Genomic DNA, 23,592 nt, shown 5'->3' with positions numbered 1-23,592 from the left:
AACTGCATAATGAGCGCCATATTTCGCCTGGAAGAGGCCGGAAGAGGACGCGATGATGGGACTTGAAGCAGAGATCTCCCGCTTATCCCGGGAATTGGGCGAGGCACTGCTGGCCAGAGGCTGGCTTGCCGCCACGGCGGAATCCTGCACCGGTGGCGGGGTTGCCACTGCCATCACGGATACTGCCGGCAGCTCGGCCTGGTTCGATCGCGGTTTCGTGACCTACACCAACGAAGCCAAACAGCAGATGCTCGGCGTCAGCATCGACAGCCTGTTGCGCCACGGCGCCGTCAGCGAACCCGTGGTGCTGGAGATGACCCGGGGCTGCCTGGCTCGCTCCGATGCGGGTATCTGCGTGGCCATCAGCGGTATCGCCGGGCCTGGTGGTGGCAGCGAGGAGAAACCGGTCGGCACTGTCTGGTTTGCCTGGGCAGATCGTACCGGTCGTCACCACTCCCTGCTCGCCCGTTTCGATGGGGATCGCCATCAGGTGCGCCAGCAGGCGGTCAGACAGGCCTTGTCCGGACTCCTGGCACTGCTCAAATAAATTGGGCTTGATACTGTATGCATAAACAGTATACTTAGCCCAACTTCACTTCTTATTCACGATTCCCAGCGGAGATTGGCATGGATCAGAACAAACAGAAGGCACTGGCGGCTGCGCTGGGCCAGATCGAAAAGCAGTTTGGCAAAGGCTCCATCATGCGTCTGGGCGACAGCAAGACCATGGATATTGAAGCCATCTCCACCGGCTCTCTCTCTCTGGACGTGGCGCTGGGGATCGGTGGTCTGCCGTGCGGTCGTATCGTCGAGATCTACGGTCCGGAATCCTCCGGTAAAACTACGCTGACCCTGCAGGTGATCGCCGAAGCCCAGAAGAAGGGCAAGACCTGTGCTTTCGTCGATGCGGAGCACGCACTGGATCCTATCTATGCCGCCAAGCTGGGCGTCAACGTCGACGACCTGCTCATCTCCCAGCCGGATACCGGTGAACAGGCACTGGAGATTTGCGACATGCTGGTGCGCTCCAATGCCGTCGACGTCATCATCGTCGATTCCGTGGCGGCCCTGACCCCGAAAGCGGAAATCGAAGGCGAAATGGGTGACTCCCACGTCGGCCTGCAGGCCCGACTGATGTCCCAGGCGCTGCGTAAATTGACCGCCAACATCAAGAACGCCAACTGCCTGTGCATCTTCATCAACCAGATCCGGATGAAGATTGGCGTCATGTTCGGCAGCCCGGAGACCACCACCGGTGGTAACGCTCTGAAGTTTTACGCTTCCGTGCGCCTGGACATCCGTCGTACCGGCGCCATCAAGGAAGGGGACGAGGTGGTCGGCAACGAAACCCGCGTCAAGGTCGTCAAGAACAAGGTGGCGCCACCCTTCAAGCAGGCTGAGTTCCAGATCTTCTATGGTGCCGGTATCTCCAAGGAGGGCGAGCTGGTGGACCTGGGCGTCAAGCACAAGCTGATCGACAAGGCGGGCGCCTGGTACAGCTACAACGGCGAGAAGATCGGCCAGGGCAAAGCCAACGTGATGAAGCTCTTCTCCGAAAACAAGGCACTGGCTGCCGAGGTGGAAGTGAAGCTGCGCGAGCTGCTGCTCTCCGGCACCGCGCCGGTGGAAGAGAAGGCCATGGCTGCCGAGTACGACGAGTTTGAAGCTGAAAACGAACAAGAGTTCGAATAAGGAATGAGGAAAGGCCGGGTTGATACCCGGCCTTGTTGTTTATGGCGGATGAATCTGTGAACGGAACGGGCGAGCCCGTCGAATTGACCTTTGAAGAGCAGCTGGCGGCCGCCCGTGCCTACGCCATGCGCAGTCTGGCCCGTCGCGAGAGTGCCGAGTCGGAGCTGGCCAGACGCCTGCGTCAGAAGGGATTCGAGGAGGAGGTGGTCGCCGTTGTACTCGACCATTGCCGTGGCTATGACTGGGTCAATGACGATCGTTACGGTGCCATGGCGGTGCGGGCTGGTGCGGCCAAAGGCCATGGTCCGCTCAGGATCTGCTTCGACCTGCGCCGCAAGGGGCTGGATGACACCCAGATCGAGACTGCCCTCGATCAACCCGAGCTCGACTGGTTCGAACTGGCGCTTGCGTTGTTGTCGCGTCGGGCAAAGGCGACCGACCTTGCCGACTTTAAACTGCGCATGAAGTGGCTCAAATATCTGATGGGGCGTGGTTTTACCCAGGAACAAGCCCGTTACGCCCTCTCAGCCATGCAAGGTGAGCAATAGTGGCGCGCCGAGGTTGAACATCTATAGCAACTGGTGTGCGGTGCGGCTGGTGGGGAATATCAGCCCTTCGCCGGGTCTGTCAATGATGGCCCTGTGGTCGAGCGGGGCATCCCGAAGCCCCCCTGTTGCGACGTGCTTGCGGGTGCTGCTGCCAAACGCTGGCCCCTTGGGGGCTATTTCACCCGCCAAGGGTCCCCACGTTTTACTTTACCCTGCAGAAAACTTACATTAATGCGGTTAAAAGTCCGTATTCGAATCAAGCAGGATTTTCCATGTACATGTCCACGTCAGAGATTCGCGCTGCGTTTCTCGAGTATTTCCGCACCCAGGGACACCAGGTTGTCTCTTCCAGCTCGCTGGTACCGCACAACGATCCGACCCTGCTGTTCACCAACGCAGGGATGAACCAGTTCAAGGACGTGTTCCTTGGCGCCGACAAGCGTGCCTATCACCGTGCCACCACGGCCCAGCGTTGCGTGCGGGCTGGCGGCAAGCACAATGACCTGGAAAACGTCGGCTATACCGCCCGTCACCATACCTTCTTCGAGATGCTGGGCAACTTCAGCTTCGGTGACTACTTCAAACAGGACGCCATCCGGTTTGCATGGGAATTCCTGACCGGTACCCTCAAGCTGCCCAAAGAGCGCCTGCTGGTGACCGTCTACGCGACTGATGACGAAGCCTTCGACATCTGGGAAAAAGAGGTCGGCGTGCCGGCCGATCGCATCGTGCGCATCGGTGACAACAAGGGTGCTCCTTATGCATCCGACAACTTCTGGGCCATGGGCGATACCGGCCCATGCGGTCCCTGTACCGAGATCTTCTACGACCACGGCGATCACATCTGGGGTGGCCCTCCCGGTTCACCGGAAGAGGATGGCGACCGCTTCATCGAGATCTGGAACGTGGTCTTCATGCAGTTCAACCGTCAGGCTGACGGCACCATGGAGCCGCTGCCCCGTCCGTCCGTGGATACCGGCATGGGTCTGGAGCGTATCTCCGCCATCATGCAGGGGGTGCACTCCAACTATGAGATCGACATCTTCCAGGCGTTGATCAAGAAGGCGGCCGAGATTGTCGGCACCACGGATCTGAGCAACCAGTCCCTGCGCGTCATCGCGGACCACATCCGTTCCTGCGCCTTCCTGGTGGCTGACGGTGTCATGCCCTCCAATGAAGGTCGCGGCTACGTGCTGCGCCGCATCATCCGCCGCGCCGTGCGTCACGGCCGCAAGCTGGGTGCTACCGACGTCTTCTTCTACAAGCTGGCTGCCGAGCTGGCCGTGCAGATGAAGGATGTGGCGGCGGAACTGATCGCCCAGCTGCCGCTGGTCGAGCGAGTGTTGCGCATCGAGGAGGAGCAGTTCGTCCGCACGCTGGACAGAGGTCTGCTGCTGCTGGAAGACGCCCTGGCCAACCTCGGTGATGCCAAGGTGATCCCGGGTGAAGTGGTGTTCAAGCTCTATGACACATACGGCTTCCCGGCCGACCTGACCGCCGACGTGGTGCGCGAGCGCGAGATCGGCATCGACGAAGAGGGCTTCAAGGCCGAGATGGAGAAGCAGCGCGCCCGCGCGAAAGAGGCTTCCAGTTTCGGCGTGAACTACAACGACGTGCTGAAGCTCGATTTCGAGACCCCCTTTACCGGTTACAAGCAACTGAGCCAGAACACCCAGGTGGTCGGTATCTACAAGGATGGTGTCGAGGTCAATGGCCTCATCGCCGGTGAAGAGGCAGTGATCGTGCTGGCGGAGACCCCCTTCTATGCGGAGTCCGGCGGTCAGGTGGGTGACAGTGGCATCCTCAAGGTGGATGACGGCATCTTCGCCGTCACCGACACCCAGAAAGCGGGCAAGGCGATCATCCACAAGGGCTATCTGGAACTGGGTACCCTGGAGAAGGGAGCCGAGGTCGAGGCCGTGGTCGATGGCGACCGTCGTCAGGCCATCGCCCTTAACCACTCCGTGACTCACCTGCTGCACGCGGCCTTGCGCCAGGCGCTGGGTGAGCACGTGACCCAGAAAGGATCCCTGGTGGGCGCCGAGCGCATGCGCTTCGACTTCTCCCACTTCGAAGGGCTGACCATGGCGACCATTCGCCGGATCGAGGAGCTCGTCAACGCCCAGATCCGTGCCAACCACGAGGTGGCCACCCAGCTGATGGGGCTGGAAGAGGCCAAGTCAGCCGGTGCCATGGCGCTGTTTGGCGAGAAATATGAAGACGATGTGCGCGTGGTACGCATGGGCGACTACTCCACCGAGCTGTGCGGCGGTACTCACGCCAAGCGCACCGGTGATATCGGCTTCTTCAAGATCATTGCCGAGAGCGGCATCGCGGCGGGCGTGCGCCGCATCGAAGCGGTCACCGGCAAGAGCGCCATCGATCTGATGCACCAGCTGGGTGAACAGATCGAAGAGGCCGCCGCGCTGGTGAAGGGCGATCAGTTCTCCATCGCCGACAAGGTTCGCCAGGTACTGGACAAGGCCAAGATGATGGAGCGCGAGCTGGAACAGCTCAAGGCCAAGCTGGCGGCACAGGCGGGTAACGACCTGCTGAGCCAGGTCATCGACATCAATGGCCAGAAGGTGCTGGTTGCCGCCCTGGAAGGGGTCGACCCCAAATCCCTGCGCGGCATGCTGGACGAGTTGAAGAACCAGATGAAATCCGGTGTCGTGCTGCTGGCAACCAGCAGTGATGGCAAGGTCAACCTGATCGCGGGCGTGACCAATGACCTGACCGGCAAGGTCAAAGCTGGTGAGCTGGTCAATCTGGTGGCCCAGCAGGTGGGTGGCAAGGGCGGTGGTCGTCCCGACATGGCACAGGCGGGTGGTACCCAGCCTGAGGCGGTGCCGGCGGCGCTGCAATCCGTTCACTCCTGGCTGGAAGAGCGCCTGTAAGCGGGCGAGGTGATCTGTGGCACTCTATGTACAGAAGTACGGTGGCACCTCGGTCGGCACGCTGGAGCGGATCGAGGCAGTTGCTGAGCGGGTTCAACTGACCCGTGCCCAGGGACATGACGTGGTGGTGGTGGTCTCCGCCATGTCGGGCGAAACAAACCGGTTGCTGGGCATGGCCCAGCAGCTGGATCCGGATGCCAACCGGCGCGAGATGGATGTGCTGGTCTCCACCGGTGAGCAGGTCACCATTGCACTGCTGGCGATTGCGCTCAACAAGCGCGGTTGTCCGGCGGTCTCGATGACCGGTGATCAGGTTCGCATCCACACCGATTCCGCCCATGGCAAGGCGCGCATCACCCACATCGACACCGAGCAGGTTCAGGCCGAGCTGGGTGCGGGCAGGGTGGTGGTGATCGCCGGCTTCCAGGGCCGTGATGAGCACAATGCCATCACTACCCTGGGACGGGGCGGGTCGGACACCACGGCGGTTGCCGTGGCGGCAGCCATCAAGGCCGATGAATGCCAGATCTTTACCGATGTGGATGGGGTCTATACCACGGATCCGCGCATCGAGCCCAAGGCGCGTCGCCTCGATACCATCACCTTCGAGGAGATGCTCGAGATGGCGAGTCTCGGAGCCAAGGTGTTGCAGATCCGTTCGGTCGAGTTCGCGGGCAAGTACCGCGTGCCGCTAAGGGTGCTGTCGAGTTTCGTCGACGGAGAGGGAACCTTAATCACATATGGAGGTGAGAGGATGGAAGCACCCCTGGTATCCGGCATTGCGTTCAATCGCAACGAGGCCAGCCTGACCATTCTGGGTGTGCCGGACAGGCCGACCGTGGCCGCGCAGATCCTGAATCCGATCAGCGACGCCAACATAGATGTCGACATGATAGTGCAGAACACCATGGGGGATGGCACCGCCGATTTCACCTTCACGGTGAATCGCGATGATTATCGCCGGGCCCGCGCCTTGCTGGAGGAGACCGCCAGCGAGCTGGGGGCCGCCTGCGTGCAGGGCAACGGAGAGATCGCCAAGGTCTCCATCGTCGGGGTCGGCATGTGGAATCATCCTGGTGTAGCGCGCACCATGTTCAAGGTATTGGGTGAGGAAGGGATCAACATGCAGCTGATCTCCACCTCTGAAATCAAGATATCCGTGGTGATTGACGAGAAGTACCTGGAGCTGGCCGTGCGTTCGTTGCACTCGGCGTTCGGGTTGGATCAAGAGCCTAATGAGCAGCCCTTGGGAAACAATCCCTGATTGATTTAGTTTCAACCATTTACCATATCGGTATCTTTGTAAGATAATGGCGCATATCGATATAAATACAAAACAGGATACAGGAGCAAGCGAATGCTTATTTTGACTCGTCGTGTAGGGGAAACCCTGATGATTGGTGACGAAGTAACCGTTACCGTACTGGGCGTAAAAGGGAACCAGGTTCGTATCGGTGTGAATGCACCGAAAGAGGTTTCCGTACACCGCGAAGAGATCTACATGCGGATACAGGCCGAGAAAGTCCCGGGCCAACCGAATTTCTAAGCCATTTCATGGCTGCCTGAAGGCGACATCCCGGATGTCGCCTTTTGTTTTTCAGGGGCCAGCAAATCGGCCTGCAGAGCCCGAAACTACTGGGTAAGTGTCGATATTGCTTGAATATTCCACTCTTTGGCCAAATGCTGAGCGAACGCTCTGTTTTCTCCAAAAAAGTGTTTGACTAAAAATCCCTGTGAAGTATTATCAGCCCCGCAAACGGAGAGGTGGCCGAGAGGCTGAAGGCGCTCCCCTGCTAAGGGAGTATGCGGCTTATACCCGCATCGGGGGTTCGAATCCCCCCTTCTCCGCCATTTTGCGCCCGTAGCTCAGCTGGATAGAGTACCTGGCTACGAACCAGGTGGTCAGAGGTTCGAATCCTCTCGGGCGCACCATATTTGACTCTTGGAGTCATGTGTTGACCATCAGCAAGTCGACACTAAAGAAGGCTTACTGTTGAGTAAGCTTTTTTTATCGTTTGAAAACAGGGCGCCCGTAGCTCAGCTGGATAGAGTACCTGGCTACGAACCAGGTGGTCAGAGGTTCGAATCCTCTCGGGCGCACCATTTCAAGCAATACAATGATTTATGAGCGCCCGTAGCTCAGCTGGATAGAGTACCTGGCTACGAACCAGGTGGTCAGAGGTTCGAATCCTCTCGGGCGCACCATGTTTAAAGCAGTGCAACAATTTATGAGCGCCCGTAGCTCAGCTGGATAGAGTACCTGGCTACGAACCAGGTGGTCAGAGGTTCGAATCCTCTCGGGCGCACCATATTTCAAGCAGTGCAACAAGTTGTGAGCGCCCGTAGCTCAGCTGGATAGAGTACCTGGCTACGAACCAGGTGGTCAGAGGTTCGAATCCTCTCGGGCGCACCATACAGACAGCCTCGACGTCAGTCGGGGCTGTTTTTTTATGGGCGATATCCTCCTCCCCATCATGGGGTTGTCTCTCTCGTGTCCTTCTCCCTGACGCTCCCATGGGGGACGGTTCCCCCTTGCTGCACGTGCCCCCGGGTCACCACTCTCGACGTATCTTGCCTGGCAGGCTGCTGACGCATCCCGTGGCCGTGCCTGTGGCGACCTGGGTGCCCGAACCATGCGCATCTATGCTGTGCGGGGCTGGCGGCCTCTGGCGGTCTGCTGTGGCGTTTGGCGGGCAATAAAAAAGGATGCCGCGGCATCCTTTTATGTCTTCGTTGAGATAATCAGCTTTTCAGCCACTTGCGGATGCGGTTGGCATCCCCGACAGGGGTGCGTTTGCCCACCGAGTTGAGCAGTACGATGGCGAGCTCCTGACGATCCGGTTTGGCACGCATCAGCAGGCAGCGGCCCGCTTCGTCGGTATAGCCTGTCTTGGAGAGGCGTACATCCCAGTCCGGGTTCTTCACCAGGGGGTTGGTATTGTTGAACATCAGGCTGTAGGCCGGCTTGCGAAAGCGCATCTCCCTGCTGGTGTCCTGGGTGAATTCACGGATCAGCGGCTGTCGATAGGCCGCAGAGAGGAGCTTGGCCAGATCCTGGGCGGTGGAGACGTTGCGGGTGGAGAGACCGGTGGAGTCATAGTAGCGGGTGTTGCGCATGCCGAGCTGTCTGGCCTTGTTGTTCATGGCGCGGATGAAGGCCTGGCGACCCCCCGGGTAGTGGCGGGCAAGCGCCGAGGCCATGCGGTTCTCGGAGGACATCAGCGCCAGATGCAGGGCGTCGCGGCGGCTGACCTGGGTGCCCATGCGCACCCGTGAATAGGTGTGCTTGATGTTGTCCCTGTCATTCTGATCGATGGTCAGGGTCTGATTGAGGTTCTGGCGGGCATCGAGCACCACCAGCGCCGTCATCAGCTTGGTGAGGGAGGCGATGGGGCGCACCCGGGTGGGGTTTTTCTGATACAGGGTCTTGCCGGTGTTGACGTCCATCACCAGGGCACTGCCCGATTTGAGCTGCAGCTTGGCCGGGTCGGGAGTCGCCAGGGCTGTCTGCGAACCCAGCAGTCCCATCAATCCACCTACCAGCGCGATTGCGCGAATCCAACACCCCATACAACCAACTCCATCCACAGCGAAAAAAGGCGCTAGATTCACTCATTTTTGCCCCTGCTTTACAAGAGCGAGCAGGGGGAATTCGCCACTATTTTCCATAAAAAAGGGCCGCCTGTGGGCGACCCTGTGGCTTGTCTCACTCTCTGGAGACGCCGGGCTTGCGTCTGCTCCACCAGCGCCAGACCAGAGCGATGAGGCCGCCCACCAGCAGCACGACCGGCAGGTAGAGAATGACGCTGAGAAATTGGGACTCATACTGCGCGGCCAGCTTGGTGTGGCTCAGGTAGTAACCCAGCCCGACCAGGGGGCAGATCCACATGATGGAGCTGATCAGGTTGACCACGAGGAAGCGCCCCTGGGGGATCTCGTTGGCGCCGACGATATAGGGGTAGGCGGTACGCACGAAGGCGATGTAGCGGGCGGTGATCAGGGTGATGATGCCGTACTTGTTGAGCAGGTAGTGCACCTTCTCCTTGTGCTTGTCATCGAGGTGGGACATCAGCCTGTGATACATCCGGGTGTGGCCGAGGAAACGCCCCTGCATGTAGCCAAGCCAGGTACCGACGAAGGTTGCCATGATCAGCAGCGGGACCACCGCCATCGGCAACACCCCCTGATAGATCAGCACGCCGGTCAGGATCAGCAGGGTATCCCCTGGCAGGAAGGCGGTGGGGATAAAGCCATTCTCGAGCACCAGGAAGGTCAGCAGGACGACATAGACCATGAAGACCATCTTGGGATCAGAGAGTGTCGCCAGATCCTGATGCATAAAGGCGTGAGCCAGGTGGTAAAACTGCTCCATACATGCAAACTCCGCAGGTTAGCTGGGTTGGTCGGTCAAGGGCATGGCAAGTACCTTGTCGATGCGCAGGCCGTCCATATCCACGATTTCCAGTTGCCACTGTTCCAGGGTGACCAGGTCTCCGGTCTGGGGAAGGCGGCCAAGGAGCAGCATGATAAGCCCTCCAAGGGTGTGATAGTGATGTTTTTCTTCTTCCGGCAGACGAACCAGCTCCAGACAGTCCTTCAATTCTGGCAGTGGAATGAGGCCGTCGAGCAGCCAGCTGCCGTCGGCGCGCTGGAAGGCCCAGTTGTCCTCCCCATCTTCCTGCTGGAAGTCGCCGGCCAGGGTTTCCAGCAGATCCTGCTGGGTGACCAGCCCCTGCAGCTCGCCATATTCGTCCACCACCAGCACCATGTGCTCGGAGTGGGTACGGAAGTGGTTGAGCAGCTCCAGGCCATTGAGGGTCTCCGGCAGCAGGCTGCCGTCCTGGGTCAGCGCCGCCAGATCGATGGGCTCTCCCTTGATGTAGGCGTGCAGCACCTTGCTGACGTTGAGGATGCCGACGAGATCTGACAGGCTGCCGTCACAGACAGGAAAGAAGCTGTGGCGATACTCCACCAGACGTTGGAGGTTCACTTCCAGCGGCAGTGACAGGTCCAGATAGCGGATGTCGCTGCGCGGCACCATCAGGGAGGCCAGGCTGCGTTCGTCGAGGCGGAACACGTTGCGCAACATAGTGTGCTCATGGTCCTCGATCACCCCCGCTTCGGAGCCCTCCACCAGCATGGCGTGGATCTCCTCCTGAGTGACGTTGTTGCTGCTGCGCTGATCGACCCGCAGCAGCCGCAGGCTGGCGTTGGTGGAGGCGGAGAGCAACCAGACGAAGGGACGGGTCAGGGTCGCCAGCCAGAGCATGGGGCGGGCTACCAGACAGGCGATGCGCTCGGCGCTGAGCTGTCCGAGGCGTTTGGGCACGAGCTCCCCTACCACGATGGAGAGATAGGTGACCAGCACGACCACGATGACGGTGGCGAGCAGGCTGCTGCTCTTGGGGGAGAGCCCCCACTCCTGCAGCCAGAGGGCGAAGGGCTGGGCCAGCAGGGACTCGCCATAGATACCGTTGAGCAGACCGATGCTGGTGATGCCGATCTGCACGGCGGAGAGGAAATGGGTCGGATCTTCCCCGAGTTTGAGGGCGATGGCGGCGGAGCGGCTCCCTTCGCTCGCCATTTTGGCGAGACGTGCCTTGCGTGCCGTCACGATGGCGATTTCCGACATGGCGAAGACGCCATTGAGCAAAATCAATCCAAACAGGATCAATATTTCCATACTGCAGCAGCACTCCCGATAGAAAAGACCGCTGGCAGTGTAATGAATTTGCGGGCTCTGCGCTTGTGAAAGGAGGTGATTTGGCTCGTGAATTTTTGAATATCGCCCCGGCGGGAGGGATAAAACCGCGGGGCAGGAGAGGGAGAACTGAACCCCTGACATGAAAAAGCCCCCGATAAACGGGGGCTTGTCATGTTGCGCTGTGGCTTAGAGCGCGGCGATCTCGGCCTGCTGGGCTTCCAGCTTGGTCAGCTGGAGACGGTAATCTTCCAGCTTCTCGCGCTCCTTGATGATGACCGCTTCCGGCGCCTTGGCGACGAAGGCCTCGTTGCCGAGCTTGCCTTCGATGCGACCGCACTCGCCCACCAGACGGGCCACCTCTTTGGCCAGACGGGCCAGTTCGGCTTCCTTGTCGATGAGACCGGCCATGGGGATCATCAGCTCGGTGGCACCGATCAATTTCTTGACCGACAGCGGGGCGGTTTCACCGGCCGCCAGTACGCGGATGGATTCCAGACGGGCCAGGGATTTGAGGAAGGCCTCGTTGCCCTGGGCGCGCTGGGCATCCTTGGCATCGCACTGGAGCAGCACGTTGAGGGGCACGCTCGGGGCCACGTTCATCTCGGCGCGGATGTTGCGGATGCTGACGATGAACTCCTTCACCCACTCCTGATCCGCCATCGCGGCTTCGTCCACCTTGGCGGCGTCGAATTCCGGGAAAGCCTGAATCATGATGGTGTCGGCGTGTACGCCGGCCAGCGGGGCGACCGATTTCCAGATGGTCTCGGTGATGAACGGGATGATCGGGTGTGCCAGGCGCAGCAGGGTCTCGAGGACGCTGACGAGGGTGTGGCGGGCAGCGCGCTGCTCGGCCTCGGAGCCCTTGGTCAGTACCGGCTTGGTCAGTTCCAGATACCAGTCACAGAACTGGTTCCAGATAAATTCGTACAGCACGCCTGCCGCGATGTCGAAGCGGTAGGTATCGAGGGCGGTTCGGAAGTCACGGATGGCCACTTGCAGCTGGGACTGGATCCAGCGATCCGCCAGGCTGAACTGCATCTCGCCACCGGCAAAGCCGCAATCCTGATCTTCGGTGTTCATCAGCACATAGCGGGAGGCGTTCCACAGCTTGTTGCAGAAGTTGTTGTAGCCATCCAGACGCTTCATGTCCCAGTTGATGTCACGACCGGTGGAGGCGAGCGCCGCCAGGGTGAAGCGCATGGCGTCGGTGCCGTGGGCCTCGATCCCTTCCGGGAACTGCTTGGCGGTGCGCTTGGCGATCTTCTCGGCCATCTGCGGCCGCATCATGTTGCCGGTGCGCTTCTCCAGCAGGTCTTCCAGGGAGATGCCGTCGATCATGTCGAGGGGGTCCAGCACGTTGCCCATGGACTTGGACATCTTCTGGCCTTCTTCGTCACGGATGAGGCCGGTGATGTAGACGGTCTTGAACGGGACTTGCGGCTGGCCGTTCTCGTCCTTGATGAAGTGCATGGTCATCATGATCATCCGGGCAATCCAGAAGAAGATGATGTCGAAGCCGCTCATCAACACGTCGGTCGGGTGGAAGGTCTTGAGCGCCTCGGTGTTGTTCGGCCAGCCCAGGGTGGAGAAGGTCCACAGGGCGGAGCTGAACCAGGTGTCGAGCACGTCTTCGTCCTGACGCAGCACGGTCACGGACGGGATGCTGTGCTTGGCGCGCACTTCCTCTTCGTTGCGGCCCACGTAGACGTTGCCGGCATCGTCATACCATGCCGGGATGCGGTGACCCCACCACAGCTGACGGGAGACGCACCAGTCCTGAATGTCGCGCATCCAGGAGAAGTACATGTTTTCGTACTGCTTCGGCACGAACTGGATGCGGCCATCTTCCACCGCCTCGATGGCGGTCTTGGCCATGGGGGCCACGCGCACGTACCACTGGTCGGTCAGCATGGGCTCGATGGGCACGCCGCCGCGATCGCCGTAAGGCTGTTGCAGCACATGATCCTTGATCTCGGCCAGGAGGCCCAGCTCGTCCAGCTTGGCGACGATGGCCTTGCGGGCGGCGAAGCGCTCCATCCCGGCGAACTCGGTCGGCAGGGCAGCGTCATAGGCGGTGCTCGGGTTGCCATTGGTATCGACCACTTCGGCCTCGGCACGCACGTGGGCGTCCAGGGTGAAGATGTTGATCATCGGCAGGTTGTGGCGCTTGCCCACTTCGTTGTCGTTGAAGTCGTGGGCCGGGGTGATTTTCACGCAGCCGGTGCCCTTTTCCATGTCGGCGTGTTCGTCGGCAACGATGGGAATCAGACGGTTCACCAGCGGCAGCAGGATGTGCTGGCCGATCAGCGCCTTGTAGCGCGGGTCTTCCGGGTTCACGGCCACGGCGGTATCACCCAGCATGGTTTCCGGACGGGTGGTGGCGACGATCAGGTGATCCTGGCCTTCGGCGGTCTTGGCGCCGTTGGCCAGCGGGTAGCGAAGGTGCCACATGTGGCCCTTGATCTCGCGGTTTTCCACTTCCAGGTCGGAGATGGCGGTGTTGAGCTTGGGATCCCAGTTCACCAGACGCTTGCCGCGGTACATCAGGCCGTCTTCGTACAGGCGCACGAACACTTCCTGGACGGCGGCGGAGAGGCCCTCATCCATGGTGAAGCGCTCGCGCTCCCAGTCCACGGAGTCACCCAGACGGCGCATCTGACGGGTGATGGTGCCACCGGACTCTTCCTTCCACTGCCAGATCTTGTCGATGAAGGCTTCCCGGCCGTAATCGTGGCGGGTCTTGCCCTCTTCTGCGGCGATCTTGCGCTCAACCACCATCTGGGTGGCGATACCGGCGTGGTCGGTACCCGCCTGCCACAGGGTGTTCTTGCCCTGCATGCGGTTGTAGCGGATCAGGGTGTCCATCAGGGTCTGCTGGAAGGCGTGACCCATGTGCAGGCTGCCGGTGACGTTCGGCGGCGGGATCATGATGCAGAAGGAGTCTTTGCTGGTGTCGCCGTGGGGCTTGAAGTAACCCTGGGCTTCCCAGTGCTGATAGAGTGCCTGTTCGATGGCGTTGTGATTAAAAGTCTTTTCCATGGTCTCGCCGTATTCTGGATGGATGGATTCTGGTGTTGATTCGTCGTGGATCGAGGGTGGCACAGTCAGGGCTGCGCCGGATCCGGTGCGGCAAGGACGGGCTGATCCCTCATCTCGAGGGTATGGCCCGCCTGGCGATAGTGCTTGTAGCGCTCGCGGGCTTGCTGCTTTTGCGTTTCGTCAGTGGGGACAAAATCTACCACTTGAGCGAAGTGTCCTGCAAACAAAGGTGTCTGCCGGGCCAGGTTGATGAGGCAGGCATAGCGCCGCCGTGGCGGCTGATGGCCTATCTCCACCGGGGCCTGACCGCTCTCCCCCTGCAACTGGTGCGGTACGAAGCGATCGGGCGGCAACTGCCACAACAGCTCGTCCAGACGCAGGGCCTGGGCCTCGTCCTCGCACAGCAGATAGAGGTGGCCTGCGCTCCAGCCATCGGCCGCAAGCTGGCAGGCGAGGCGCTCGACGGCGGTGGCATCCGCATCATCGGGCTGGCTCATCAGGTAAAAGGTCACTTGGCTCATCAGGTCGGTCCCGTTTGGCTGTGACGGACAGCGATTGGCCGTCTTCGGGAGCCGCGTCTGGCACGGACTTCCCGGATTCTCTCAATGAAACAAGGAAGAGGCAGGCCTCTTCCTTGTGATACAGGGTAACGCCTTCTCGCATCGCTCTTCGAGTCGATGGGGAAGGGGATCACTCCTTGTCTTCGACGTCCGCCACGCCGGCCCGGTTGAGCAGGAACTGGGTCAGCAGGGGCACAGGACGGCCAGTGGAGCCCTTCTCCTTGCCGCTCTTCCAGGCGGTCCCTGCGATATCCAGGTGGGCCCAGTTGTACTTCTTGGTGAAGCGCGACAGGAAGGCGGCGGCGGTGATGGTACCGGCCGGACGGCCACCGATGTTGGCCATGTCCGCGAACGGGCTTTCCAGCTGCTCCTGATACTCGTCGAACAGGGGCAGGCGCCAGGCGCGATCGCCGGCCTGTTCGGAGGCGTTGAGCAGCTCGTGGGCCAGCGGGTTGTGGTTCGCCAAGAGGCCAGAGGTATGGTGGCCAAGGGCGATGATGCAGGCACCGGTCAGGGTCGCCACATCGATCACGGTCTCGGGATCGTAGCGGTCCACATAGGTCAGGGCATCGCACAACACCAGGCGGCCTTCGGCGTCGGTGTTGAGCACCTCGACGGTCTGGCCGGACATGGTAGTGAGGATGTCACCGGGGCGGTAGGCGTTGCCCCCCGGCATGTTCTCGCAGCCCGCCAGCACGCCGATGACGTTGATGGGCAGCTGCAACTGGGCCAGGGCGTGCATGGTGCCGAGCACGGAGGCGGCGCCACCCATGTCGTACTTCATCTCGTCCATGCCGTCTGCCGGCTTGATGGAGATGCCGCCGGAGTCGAAGGTCAGCCCCTTGCCCACCAGCACGATGGGCTTGGCGTCGGCGTTGCCCTTGTACTCGATGATGGCCATCATGGCTTCGTTCTCGGAGCCGCGGGCCACTGCCAGGTAGGAGTTCATGCCGAGCTCGGCCATCTCCTGCTCCCCCACCACCCTGGTGGTGATGTTGTCATAGGCATCCGCCAGACGGCGGGCCTGGGAGGCGAGGTAGGCGGGGTTGCAGACGTTGGGCGGCATGTTCGCCACGTCGCGGCAGATGCGCACCCCTTTCGCCACGGCCAGGCCGTGGTTGATGGCGCGCTCGCCTATGGTCAGTTCCCGACGCGTCGGCACGTTGAAGACCAGCTTGCGCAGCGGACGGCGCGGTTCGGCCTTGTTGGTCTTGAACTGATCGAAGCTGTAGAGGCCCGCCTTGGTGGTTTCCACCGCCTGACGCACCTTCCAGTAGGTATCCCGACCCTTGACGTGCAGCTCGGTCAGGAAGCAGACCGCCTCCATGGAGCCGGTTTCGTTCAGGGTGGTGATGGTCTTGTTGATGATCTGCTTGTACTGGCGCTCGTCGAGTTCGCGCTCCTTGCCGCACCCGACCAGCAGTACGCGCTCGCTGAGCACGCCCGGTACTTGATGCAGCAGCAGCATCTGGCCCGGTTTCCCTTCCAGGTCGCCACGGCGCAGCAGCGAGCTGAGGTAGCCGTCGCTGATCTTGTCCAGCTGTTCGGCAACCGGAGAGAGGCGGCGGGGCTCAAAAACGCCGACCACGACGCAGGCACTGCGTTGCTTCTCAGGACTGCCACTCTTTACACTGAACTCCATGGAATCTCCTACATCCTAAAGACAAAAGGCACCATTTATTGAATAATGCGGTGCTTGTTGGGGTATCAGAGGCGGAGCGAACAGTCACAGGCTCCGCAGTTCAAACTGGTAAAAATCCAATATAGGGCCCTATTTTTCAGGCATTCGACTAAAAACACAAGTTTACTTGGGAATGACTGTGATCGTTTTCCGATATTTGTTCAGGGAGACCCTGAAAACCCAGCTGGCGGTGCTGTTCGTGCTGCTGCTTATCTTCGTCAGCCAGCAATTTATCCAGATCATTGGCGATGCCGCCGATGGTGAGGTGCCGACGCGCCTGGTATCCACCCTCCTGCTGCTCAACCTGCCGAATATGGCGTTGTTGATGCTGCCTATCAGTCTGTTTTTAGCCATTCTGTTTGCTCACGGCCGTTTGTACGCGGAAAGCGAGATGACGGTGATGCACGCGGTGGGTTTCAGTCACCGTTTCATCATGGGCAGTGCCCTGGTGCTGGCCCTGCTGACCGCCGCCGTCGCGGCGTTCAACACAGGCTGGGTCGCCCCCCAGGCCAAGGAGCGGGAGTACCAGGTGATCGACGAGTTCAAGGCCGATCCCGGTATCTCTTTCCTGCAGGCCGGCCGCTTCATGGAGCTCGACAAGGGGCGCCTGGTGGCCTACATCCAGGATCTGAACGACAAGGGGTCGGAGTTGCAGAAAATCTTCGTGCTGCAACGGGCCGAGGGTGGCTCACCCCCGTCAGTGGTGGTGGCCAACGAGGGGCAGGTGACCGCCGACAGCAACGGCTTGCAGTGGCTGACCCTGAAGGATGGCTCGCGCTACGAGGGGCATTTCACCGGCAAGCAGTTCCAGGTATCGGAGTTCCGTGAATACAGCCTGGTGATCCGCCAGCAGGAGATGGAGCGATCCAACCGCAAGGCGGCGGCCAAGCCGACCCTGGCATTGCTCGGCACCCAGGACAACCAGCTGATGGCCGAATTGCAGTGGCGCCTGTCGCTGCCCCTCTCCATCCTGGTGCTCACCTTCCTGGTGGTGCCGATGGCGCGGGTCAATCCCCGTCAGGGGCGTTACGCCAAGCTGCTGCCGGCCATCCTGCTCTATCTCTCCTATTTCCTGCTGCTCAGTGCCGCCCGGTCGGCCATCGACAGCGGGCGTCTGCCCCACTGGCCCGGGATGTTCCTGGTGCCCCTGGTCTATCTGCTGCTGATAGGGTTGCCTCTCAACCTGCAGGGCACCAGCTGGTGGAACGGGGTCAAAGGGCAATTGTTCAAGAGAAAGTCAGCATGATGCTGCAACCTGGGAGTCTCTGCTGATGTTCGGCATTCTCGATAGATACATAGGCAGGGTCATCTTCATGTCGATCCTGCTGTGCGAGCTGACCCTGGTCGGGCTGGCCGCGCTCATCAAGTACGTGGAGCAGTTGAAGGCGGTCGGGGAAGGTAACTACGACATGCTCAACGCCCTCTACTACGTGCTGCTCTCCATGCCCAAGGAGGCGGTGCTCTTCTTCCCCCTGGCGGCCCTGCTCGGTGGCCTCATCGGTCTGGGCCAGCTCGCGACCAGCTCCGAGCTGGTGGTGATGCAGGCGGCGGGTCGCTCCAAGATCAGCATCGTCATGGCGGCGCTCAAGACCGCCATTCCCCTGATGCTGCTGGTGGGGCTGATGGGCGAGTACGTCGCACCGGCCGCCAAGCGGATGGCGGATGACATCAAGGCGGGGGCCATGTCGGAAGGGCGGCTCACGGTCTCGGCCTACGGGGTCTGGGCACGGGATGGCAACAACTTCGTCAACATCAACGGGGTGCGCAACGATGGCGCCCTGACCGGCATCACCCTCTACCGCTTCACTCCGTCCCGCAACCTGATCGACGTGGTGCAGGCGAAGGAGGGGGTGTTCGAGGATCACCACTGGCTGCTGAAACAGGTGCACATCACCCGGTTTGACGATCCCACCCGGATCCAGGACGAAGAGCATGCCCAGATGGCCTGGCAATCCGAGCTGACCCCCAAGCAGCTCGGGGTGGTCAGTATCGATCCCGAAAACCTGCCCATCTCGGGGCTGCGGGACTACATCGGTTATCTGGATGCCAACAAGCAGGATGCCGGACGCTACAAGCTGGAGATGTGGCGCAAGCTGCTCTCACCGCTCTCCGTGGTGGCCATGATACTGCTCGCCTCCTCCTTCATCTTCGGCCCGCTGCGTTCGGTGAGCATGGGGGCGCGGATGCTGATGGGGATCATGACCGGCTTCGCGGTCTATGTGAGCGACAGGGTGTTCGGCCCGGTCAGCCTGGTCTATGCGGTCCCGCCCATCCTCGCGGCCATCGCACCCAGCCTGCTGTTTGGCGGCATCTCCTTCTATATCCTGAGCCGCAAGCAGTAGCGGCCTGAAGGGCGGAGGGCTGCTGACAAAAGGCGGCCATCGCATCCCGATGCACCGCTTCCGTCAAGGTTCTGAGCTGCAAGCAGTCAGTTCTGGTCAGCAAAAAGGGCACCTCTGGGTGCCCTTTTTCGTTGCCGCCTTGGGATCAGCGATTGAGCTGCTCCAGGTTTTCCGCCTTGCCGAGCACCACCACCTCGCACTCGGCCCAGATGTCCTGGAAGGCGCGGGGACGGGCGCGATTGAACACACACAGCAGGTTGCCCAGGCCAAATGCCGAGGTGGCGAGCCGGATCAGGGCCTGGGTGACGCGAATGTTGCTGCCGTCCAGGTTCTGGATGCGCAGGCGCCAGGCCCGCATGCCGATGGTCTGGCCGGCACGGACCCAGAACCAGGTGTAGAAACCGCAGATGACGAAGGCCAGCCAGGCGCTGTAGAGGGGGCTGGTGAGCAGCCAGGCGGCATCCTTGCCCTCGGGAACGTGCGCCATGCCGGTGGCCAGCAGCAGGTGGGCCACCCCCATACCGATGAAGCCGGCGATGATCAGCAGGGCAATCACCACCAGATAGTCATAGAGCAGGGCGCCGAGGCGGCGCAGCAGACCGGCGGACGGATGCCGGGGAGCAGGCTGGAGAGGGGAGGGGGTCTTGCGCTTGGCCATGATGATTATTCCATTAATATGATGCGGGCATTCTATGTAACTGGCCTGGCATCGGCAAGGCGTTGAATAAATGAGCAAACAACGGTGGGGGCAAGAAAAACACCTTGCATGGCCAAGCGCCATTCGTATAATCCCTCGCAGCTGCCCGGGTGGCGAAATCGGTAGACGCAGCGGATTCAAAATCCGCCGTTGCAAAACGTGTCGGTTCGAGTCCGACCCCGGGCACCATCAGATTCCATGACAAAAGGCCATCCTCGCGGATGGCCTTTTGTTTTTCCGGGCGGTGCGAAGAGGTGTACCCTCAGACCCTCAGACCCTCAGACCCTCAGACCCTCAGACCCTCAGACCCTCAGACCCTCAGACCCTCAGACCCTCAGACCCTCAGACCCTCAGACCCACAGGCTGTCAGGCCATCAGCCTCTCGGACTGCCATACCCTCAGTCGATGTTCTGTGCGATGCGCCACAGCACGCCGGCGGGATCGTACAGACAGAACTCCTTCATGCGCCACGGCTGGGTGACGAGCTCCGTGACCCGGACGCCGTAGCGGGCGGCGATCTGGCTCGCCTCCACTTGGGCCCGCCAGGCGGCCACGTCCTCCACCAGGAGGTGCATCATGAGCTGCTCGGCCAGCCCCGGGGGGTTGCCATCCTGCAGCAGGAAGCTTGCGTTGCCGAGATGAAAATAGGCCACGCCGTCGCCATCGGAGGCCAGGGTAAAGCCGAGATCCTGATAGAACTGCTTTGACAGCGGGAAATCCCGGGCAGGCACGAAGGCCTTTATTTCGGTCACGTTGAGATTGGGCATGGGCTCCTCGCGGCGCTGGGAACAGGGGAAGATGGCTTGCCAGTATGACCGGGCATTTCGGGGCAAGCCAGACGAATGGCGCGCGTTTGCACTCTTAAAGTGCTTGTGCCCCTCGGGTGGGGGGATATTGGCCGTCAGCCTCATTTGATTTCACCATGGTATGGCCCATTTCATTTATTTCATAAATACCTTAGCGGGATAGATAAGCCTGCCAGGGTGACATCACCACGGGTTCGCCCCGTCATTGTGAAGCGATTGGGTCATCCTGGTGCATTTTCCCGGCAATGCACAGCCAAAGTGCGATTTTCCCCCTGTAACCGGGCATCGTGCGCCAAGATGGTGCGTGTTGAATGTGATAAAAACATAACGCCATGAAATAAAAGGATTATTTTTGTTGGCCTGCTTTATGCTTTCCCCATGTCATGTCGCCATGATGTCTCCGTGAGCCACACAGGTGCGGTGGGCAGGTGGCCAGGTTGGAAATGCATATCAGGAAATGGACCCGGATGCCGGGACGACAAGGAGAGGGCTGTATGTTCAAGAGACTCGTAATGACTGGCCTGCTGGCGCTGGCCGCCACCATGGCCGCCCCGGGCTGGGCCGAAGAGGTGGCCGCGCAGGCCGATGTGGTACAGGCGGCCGCGACCGTGACCATCAACAAGGGGGACAATACCTGGCTGATGGTGGCGGCGGCCCTGGTGATCCTGATGTCCGTGCCGGGCCTCGCCCTCTTCTACGGCGGCCTGGTGCGCGCCAAGAACATGCTGAGTGTGCTGATGCAGGTGTTTACCCTGTTCTGCCTCATCACCGTCCTTTGGGTGGTCTACGGCTACTCCCTGGCCTTCACCGAGGGCGGCGCCTTCTACGGCTCCTTCGACAAGGTGCTGTTGATGGGGGTGACGCCGGATTCCATCGCCGCCACCTTCAGCAAGGGGGTCGGGATCAGCGAGTTCATCTACGTGGTGTTCCAGGGCGCCTTTGCCGCCATCACCTGCGGGCTCATCGTCGGCGGCTTTGCCGAGCGGATGAAGTTCTCGGCGGTGCTGCTGTTCGCGGTGATCTGGTTCACCTTCGCCTATATCCCGATGGCGCACATGGTGTGGTACTGGGCGGGTCCGGATGCCTACACGGATGCGGCCGCCGCCGAAGCGGCCGGTGCCACCGCAGGCTATCTGTTCCAGCACGGCGCTCTGGACTTCGCCGGCGGCACCGTGGTGCACATCAACGCCGCGGTGGCCGGTCTGGTTGGGGCCTTCATGGTGGGCAAACGGGTTGGCTATGGCCGTGACCCCATGACCCCCCACAGCCTGACCATGACCATGATCGGTGCCGCCCTGCTGTGGTTCGGCTGGTTCGGCTTCAACGCCGGCTCCTCCCTCGAAGCCAACGGCACGGCGGCCCTGGCCTTCGCCAACACCTGGATCGCACCGGCCGCTGCCGCCCTCTCCTGGACTTTCGCTGAGTGGGCGATGAAGGGCCGTCCCTCCCTGCTTGGCGCCGTCTCCGGTGCGGTGGCGGGTCTGGTCGCCATCACCCCTGCCGCCGGTTTCGTCGGTGTGGGGGGCGCCCTCATCATCGGCCTGCTCAGCGGTGTGGCTGGTCTGTGGGGCGTGCACGGTCTCAAGCGTCTGCTGGGGGCCGATGACAGCCTGGACGTGTTCGGCCTGCACGGGGTGTGCGGGATCCTGGGGGCCGTGCTGACCGGGGTGTTCGCCAGCCCGGATCTGGGCGGTACCGGGGTGTGGGACTATGTGACCAACCAGGTGGCCGAGGGGTACTCCATCCTGGCCCAGGTCAAGGTACAGGTCATCGGCGTGGGGGTGACCGTGGTCTGGACCGCCCTGGTCTCGGCCGTGGCCTACAAGCTGGTGGACCTGCTGATCGGTCTGCGGGTGAAGGAAGATGCCGAGCGCGAAGGGCTGGACGTGACCAGCCACGGCGAGAAAGCCTACAGCCATTGATCCTGCTGCCATGAATGTCATACCGCCGGCCCCGTCCGGCGGTTTTTTTATTGGGGCGGGCTGGCCAGGCTGCCCGGACCGGGCTGCTGGTGGCCAGGGTCGCTATTTGTGTTTGCGGGGTCTTTTATGCCTGCATTTTGGGCGGATCTCCGCTAAACTCTGCCACCCTTTATTCGGGGTCGCCGGGTCTGCCCCGTCGTCACCCTCTCTTTCATGCCTTCGGAGCCGCTCATGCCGTTAGTGGGACACCAACATCAGATCGATATTCTGGAACTGACCGACAAGGGGGATGGCAAGGGTCGCCTGTTCGATCGCCCCCTGTTTGTCGAGGGTCTGCTGCCCGGTGAGCAGGCGCTGGTCGAGTTGACCGAGGTCAAACCGAACTACCTGCACGGCAAGCTGGTCGAGCTGACCCAGCCCTCTGCCGATCGGGTGGCCGATTTTTGCCCCAACACCGAATGCGGTGGCTGCCAGGTGCGCCCGCTGGCCTATCCGGCCCAGCTTGCCCTCAAGCAGAGCCTGGTGCAGAGCGCACTGGAGCAGGTCGGGCTGGGTGAGGCCGTGGTCAACCCCATCCTCGGCATGGAGACGCCGTTTGCCTATCGCAACAAGGCCCAGTACGCGGTGCGTGGCAGCGAGGCGGGCGCCGAGATCGGCTTCTACCGCAAACACTCCCATGACCTCATCACCGCCGATGATTGCGCGGTGCAGGACTCCCTGCACGTGGAGCTCAACGCCCGGGTACGCAACTGGATGCGCGAGCACGACATCGCGGCCTATGACGAGGTGGCCCACACCGGCTGCGTGCGCAACCTGATGACCCGCAAGGGCTTCAAGAGCGGCGAGCTGATGGTGGTGCTGGTGACCCTGGGCGAAGCGCTGCCGTTCGAAGCCGAGCTGCTGGCGGCCCTGGCGGATCTGCCGGTCACTACTCTGGTGCAGAACATCAACGAGGCGCGCACCAACCGCATCCTGGGTGACAAGAACCGGGTGCTGCTGGGCAGCGGGGTGATCCGCGACAAGATCCACGAGCTCGAATTCGAGATCTCGCCCCTCTCCTTCTTCCAGAACAACCCGAGCCAGACCGACGTGCTCTACTCCAAGGCGCTGGAGTATTGCGAGCTGACCGGCAGCGAGACGGTGTTCGACATCTATTGCGGCATCGGCACCATCTCCCTGTTCCTGGCAGGCAAGGCCGCCAAGGTGGTGGGGATCGAGTCGGTGGAGAGCGCCATCAGCGACGCCCGTCGCAATGCGGCCCTCAACGGCATCGAGCAGACCGAGTTCCACGTGGGCAAGGCGGAGCAGCTGATGCCTGCCCTGCATGCCGACGGGGTGAGTGCCGACGTGGTGGTGATGGATCCGCCCCGCAAGGGCTGTGACAAGGCGGTATTGCAGACCCTGGTGGCCATGGCGCCGCGCCGTCTGGTCTATGTCTCCTGCAACCCCCAGACCCTGGCCCGGGATCTCGCCTGGCTGGTCAAGCAGGGCTTCGTGCTGGACGAGGTGCAGCCGGTGGACATGTTCCCGCACTCCATGCACGTGGAAGCCGTTGCTCGCCTGAGCCTGCCAGCGAAGGCCTGATCGTCGCTCGGGATCTTCCCCTCGCGCGATGCTGGTGGAAGTGGTCGCCTGCCTGAGCCTGCCAGCGAAAGCCTGATCGGGCCGAGGGCGTGGCGTTAGCCATATGGCTCTGATAAAAAC

The 23,592-nt window shown here is 61.3% G+C and carries 18 protein-coding genes and 7 tRNA genes; 17 read left to right on the top strand and 8 right to left on the bottom strand.

From position 1 onward, the window contains the following. Nucleotides 1-55: 55 nt before the first annotated feature. The 12 genes from pncC to AB5Y89_RS09280 all read left to right on the top strand — a co-directional run bounded on the left by pncC (nucleotide 56) and on the right by AB5Y89_RS09280 (nucleotide 7,550). A complete protein-coding gene (gene pncC / locus AB5Y89_RS09335) occupies nucleotides 56-547 on the top strand; it encodes a nicotinamide-nucleotide amidase (protein ID WP_029313644.1) in 492 nt (163 codons plus the stop codon). Nucleotides 548-627: 80 nt separating this feature from the next. Beyond that, a complete protein-coding gene (recA, locus tag AB5Y89_RS09330; protein WP_323951257.1) occupies nucleotides 628-1,692 on the top strand; it encodes a recombinase RecA in 1,065 nt (354 codons plus the stop codon). A 41-nt stretch (nucleotides 1,693-1,733) separates the two neighbouring features. Further along, complete coding sequence (locus tag AB5Y89_RS09325) at nucleotides 1,734-2,240, top strand: regulatory protein RecX (protein WP_368223600.1); 507 nt, start codon at nucleotides 1,734-1,736, stop codon at nucleotides 2,238-2,240. Between the two features lie 272 nt (nucleotides 2,241-2,512). After that, complete coding sequence (gene alaS, locus AB5Y89_RS09320; protein ID WP_041212325.1) at nucleotides 2,513-5,137, top strand: alanine--tRNA ligase; 2,625 nt, start codon at nucleotides 2,513-2,515, stop codon at nucleotides 5,135-5,137. 16 nt (nucleotides 5,138-5,153) lie between these two features. Then, nucleotides 5,154-6,401, top strand: coding sequence for an aspartate kinase (locus tag AB5Y89_RS09315; protein WP_113069578.1), 1,248 nt, complete (start codon nucleotides 5,154-5,156; stop codon nucleotides 6,399-6,401). Between the two features lie 93 nt (nucleotides 6,402-6,494). Next, entirely contained in the window at nucleotides 6,495-6,683 is a 189-nt protein-coding gene (gene csrA / locus AB5Y89_RS09310) for a carbon storage regulator CsrA (RefSeq protein WP_005315760.1), read from the top strand. A gap of 212 nt (nucleotides 6,684-6,895) precedes the next feature. Continuing rightward, nucleotides 6,896-6,988 (top strand) — tRNA-Ser (locus AB5Y89_RS09305). A gap of 4 nt (nucleotides 6,989-6,992) precedes the next feature. Next, nucleotides 6,993-7,069, top strand: a tRNA-Arg gene (locus AB5Y89_RS09300). A gap of 94 nt (nucleotides 7,070-7,163) precedes the next feature. Then, nucleotides 7,164-7,240: transfer RNA gene (locus AB5Y89_RS09295), tRNA-Arg, on the top strand. Between the two features lie 25 nt (nucleotides 7,241-7,265). Then, nucleotides 7,266-7,342 (top strand) — tRNA-Arg (locus tag AB5Y89_RS09290). A 27-nt stretch (nucleotides 7,343-7,369) separates the two neighbouring features. Then, nucleotides 7,370-7,446 (top strand) — tRNA-Arg (locus tag AB5Y89_RS09285). Between the two features lie 27 nt (nucleotides 7,447-7,473). Continuing rightward, nucleotides 7,474-7,550 (top strand) — tRNA-Arg (locus AB5Y89_RS09280). 329 nt (nucleotides 7,551-7,879) lie between these two features. Here the strand turns inward: AB5Y89_RS09280 and pbpG are convergent. From pbpG to pepA, 6 genes are all read right to left on the bottom strand, one after another. Beyond that, complete coding sequence (pbpG, locus tag AB5Y89_RS09275) at nucleotides 7,880-8,707, bottom strand: D-alanyl-D-alanine endopeptidase (protein ID WP_041214408.1); 828 nt, start codon at nucleotides 8,705-8,707, stop codon at nucleotides 7,880-7,882. Between the two features lie 136 nt (nucleotides 8,708-8,843). Next, the gene (locus tag AB5Y89_RS09270) at nucleotides 8,844-9,509 is read right to left on the bottom strand and encodes a DedA family protein (protein WP_010672956.1); all 666 of its coding nucleotides are present in this window, start codon (nucleotides 9,507-9,509) and stop codon (nucleotides 8,844-8,846) included. 18 nt (nucleotides 9,510-9,527) lie between these two features. Further along, nucleotides 9,528-10,820 carry a hemolysin family protein gene (locus tag AB5Y89_RS09265; RefSeq protein ID WP_029313724.1) on the bottom strand — a complete coding sequence of 431 codons (1,293 nt, stop codon included), beginning with the start codon at nucleotides 10,818-10,820 and terminating at the stop codon, nucleotides 9,528-9,530. A 207-nt stretch (nucleotides 10,821-11,027) separates the two neighbouring features. Further along, on the bottom strand, nucleotides 11,028-13,880 hold the full coding sequence (locus AB5Y89_RS09260; protein ID WP_368223598.1) for a valine--tRNA ligase: 2,853 nt from the start codon (nucleotides 13,878-13,880) through the stop codon (nucleotides 11,028-11,030). Nucleotides 13,881-13,945: 65 nt separating this feature from the next. Continuing rightward, nucleotides 13,946-14,401, bottom strand: a complete 456-nt coding sequence (locus tag AB5Y89_RS09255; RefSeq protein ID WP_368223596.1) for a DNA polymerase III subunit chi — start codon at nucleotides 14,399-14,401, stop codon at nucleotides 13,946-13,948. A gap of 169 nt (nucleotides 14,402-14,570) precedes the next feature. Continuing rightward, nucleotides 14,571-16,082 (bottom strand): leucyl aminopeptidase, encoded by a 1,512-nt coding sequence (gene pepA / locus AB5Y89_RS09250; RefSeq protein WP_010672960.1) that lies wholly within the window; start codon nucleotides 16,080-16,082, stop codon nucleotides 14,571-14,573. A 172-nt stretch (nucleotides 16,083-16,254) separates the two neighbouring features. Here pepA and lptF point away from each other — a divergent pair, with 172 nt between their 5' ends. Continuing rightward, nucleotides 16,255-17,367, top strand: coding sequence for an LPS export ABC transporter permease LptF (lptF, locus tag AB5Y89_RS09245; RefSeq protein WP_029313726.1), 1,113 nt, complete (start codon nucleotides 16,255-16,257; stop codon nucleotides 17,365-17,367). Nucleotides 17,368-17,392: 25 nt separating this feature from the next. After that, complete coding sequence (gene lptG, locus AB5Y89_RS09240; RefSeq protein WP_010672962.1) at nucleotides 17,393-18,463, top strand: LPS export ABC transporter permease LptG; 1,071 nt, start codon at nucleotides 17,393-17,395, stop codon at nucleotides 18,461-18,463. Nucleotides 18,464-18,608: 145 nt separating this feature from the next. Here lptG and AB5Y89_RS09235 read toward each other — a convergent pair whose 3' ends face one another. Beyond that, the gene (locus tag AB5Y89_RS09235) at nucleotides 18,609-19,121 is read right to left on the bottom strand and encodes an RDD family protein (RefSeq protein ID WP_161470421.1); all 513 of its coding nucleotides are present in this window, start codon (nucleotides 19,119-19,121) and stop codon (nucleotides 18,609-18,611) included. Between the two features lie 143 nt (nucleotides 19,122-19,264). Between AB5Y89_RS09235 and AB5Y89_RS09230 the strand changes: the two genes are divergently transcribed. Next, nucleotides 19,265-19,349: transfer RNA gene (locus tag AB5Y89_RS09230), tRNA-Leu, on the top strand. Between the two features lie 209 nt (nucleotides 19,350-19,558). Here the strand turns inward: AB5Y89_RS09230 and AB5Y89_RS09225 are convergent. Continuing rightward, complete coding sequence (locus tag AB5Y89_RS09225) at nucleotides 19,559-19,927, bottom strand: VOC family protein (RefSeq protein WP_128341747.1); 369 nt, start codon at nucleotides 19,925-19,927, stop codon at nucleotides 19,559-19,561. Nucleotides 19,928-20,460: 533 nt separating this feature from the next. Here AB5Y89_RS09225 and amt point away from each other — a divergent pair. Both amt and rlmD read left to right on the top strand, forming a co-directional pair. After that, nucleotides 20,461-21,888 carry an ammonium transporter gene (amt, locus tag AB5Y89_RS09220; protein WP_010673021.1) on the top strand — a complete coding sequence of 476 codons (1,428 nt, stop codon included), beginning with the start codon at nucleotides 20,461-20,463 and terminating at the stop codon, nucleotides 21,886-21,888. Between the two features lie 231 nt (nucleotides 21,889-22,119). Continuing rightward, nucleotides 22,120-23,472, top strand: coding sequence for a 23S rRNA (uracil(1939)-C(5))-methyltransferase RlmD (gene rlmD / locus AB5Y89_RS09215; protein WP_039039940.1), 1,353 nt, complete (start codon nucleotides 22,120-22,122; stop codon nucleotides 23,470-23,472). Nucleotides 23,473-23,592: the final 120 nt, after the last annotated feature.

The sequence above is a fragment of the Aeromonas sp. s4 genome (assembly GCF_040907855.1).
GTDB lineage: Bacteria > Pseudomonadota > Gammaproteobacteria > Enterobacterales > Aeromonadaceae > Aeromonas > Aeromonas caviae.
This window is presented reverse-complemented; position numbering and strand designations above follow the sequence as displayed.

What these genes read in the sequence shown, in the direction of transcription:
- pncC (WP_029313644.1), top strand. Translation starts at nt 56, where the DNA reads ATGGGACTTGAAGCAGAGATCTCCCGCTTATCCCGGGAATTGGGCGAG.
- recA (WP_323951257.1), top strand. Translation starts at nt 628, where the DNA reads ATGGATCAGAACAAACAGAAGGCACTGGCGGCTGCGCTGGGCCAGATC.
- AB5Y89_RS09325 (WP_368223600.1), top strand. Translation starts at nt 1,734, where the DNA reads ATGGCGGATGAATCTGTGAACGGAACGGGCGAGCCCGTCGAATTGACC.
- alaS (WP_041212325.1), top strand. Translation starts at nt 2,513, where the DNA reads ATGTACATGTCCACGTCAGAGATTCGCGCTGCGTTTCTCGAGTATTTC.
- csrA (WP_005315760.1), top strand. Translation starts at nt 6,495, where the DNA reads ATGCTTATTTTGACTCGTCGTGTAGGGGAAACCCTGATGATTGGTGAC.
- pbpG (WP_041214408.1), bottom strand. Translation starts at nt 8,707, where the DNA reads ATGGGGTGTTGGATTCGCGCAATCGCGCTGGTAGGTGGATTGATGGGA.
- AB5Y89_RS09270 (WP_010672956.1), bottom strand. Translation starts at nt 9,509, where the DNA reads ATGGAGCAGTTTTACCACCTGGCTCACGCCTTTATGCATCAGGATCTG.
- AB5Y89_RS09265 (WP_029313724.1), bottom strand. Translation starts at nt 10,820, where the DNA reads ATGGAAATATTGATCCTGTTTGGATTGATTTTGCTCAATGGCGTCTTC.
- AB5Y89_RS09260 (WP_368223598.1), bottom strand. Translation starts at nt 13,880, where the DNA reads ATGGAAAAGACTTTTAATCACAACGCCATCGAACAGGCACTCTATCAG.
- AB5Y89_RS09255 (WP_368223596.1), bottom strand. Translation starts at nt 14,401, where the DNA reads ATGAGCCAAGTGACCTTTTACCTGATGAGCCAGCCCGATGATGCGGAT.
- pepA (WP_010672960.1), bottom strand. Translation starts at nt 16,082, where the DNA reads ATGGAGTTCAGTGTAAAGAGTGGCAGTCCTGAGAAGCAACGCAGTGCC.
- lptF (WP_029313726.1), top strand. Translation starts at nt 16,255, where the DNA reads ATGACTGTGATCGTTTTCCGATATTTGTTCAGGGAGACCCTGAAAACC.
- lptG (WP_010672962.1), top strand. Translation starts at nt 17,393, where the DNA reads ATGTTCGGCATTCTCGATAGATACATAGGCAGGGTCATCTTCATGTCG.
- AB5Y89_RS09235 (WP_161470421.1), bottom strand. Translation starts at nt 19,121, where the DNA reads ATGGCCAAGCGCAAGACCCCCTCCCCTCTCCAGCCTGCTCCCCGGCAT.
- AB5Y89_RS09225 (WP_128341747.1), bottom strand. Translation starts at nt 19,927, where the DNA reads ATGCCCAATCTCAACGTGACCGAAATAAAGGCCTTCGTGCCTGCCCGG.
- amt (WP_010673021.1), top strand. Translation starts at nt 20,461, where the DNA reads ATGTTCAAGAGACTCGTAATGACTGGCCTGCTGGCGCTGGCCGCCACC.
- rlmD (WP_039039940.1), top strand. Translation starts at nt 22,120, where the DNA reads ATGCCGTTAGTGGGACACCAACATCAGATCGATATTCTGGAACTGACC.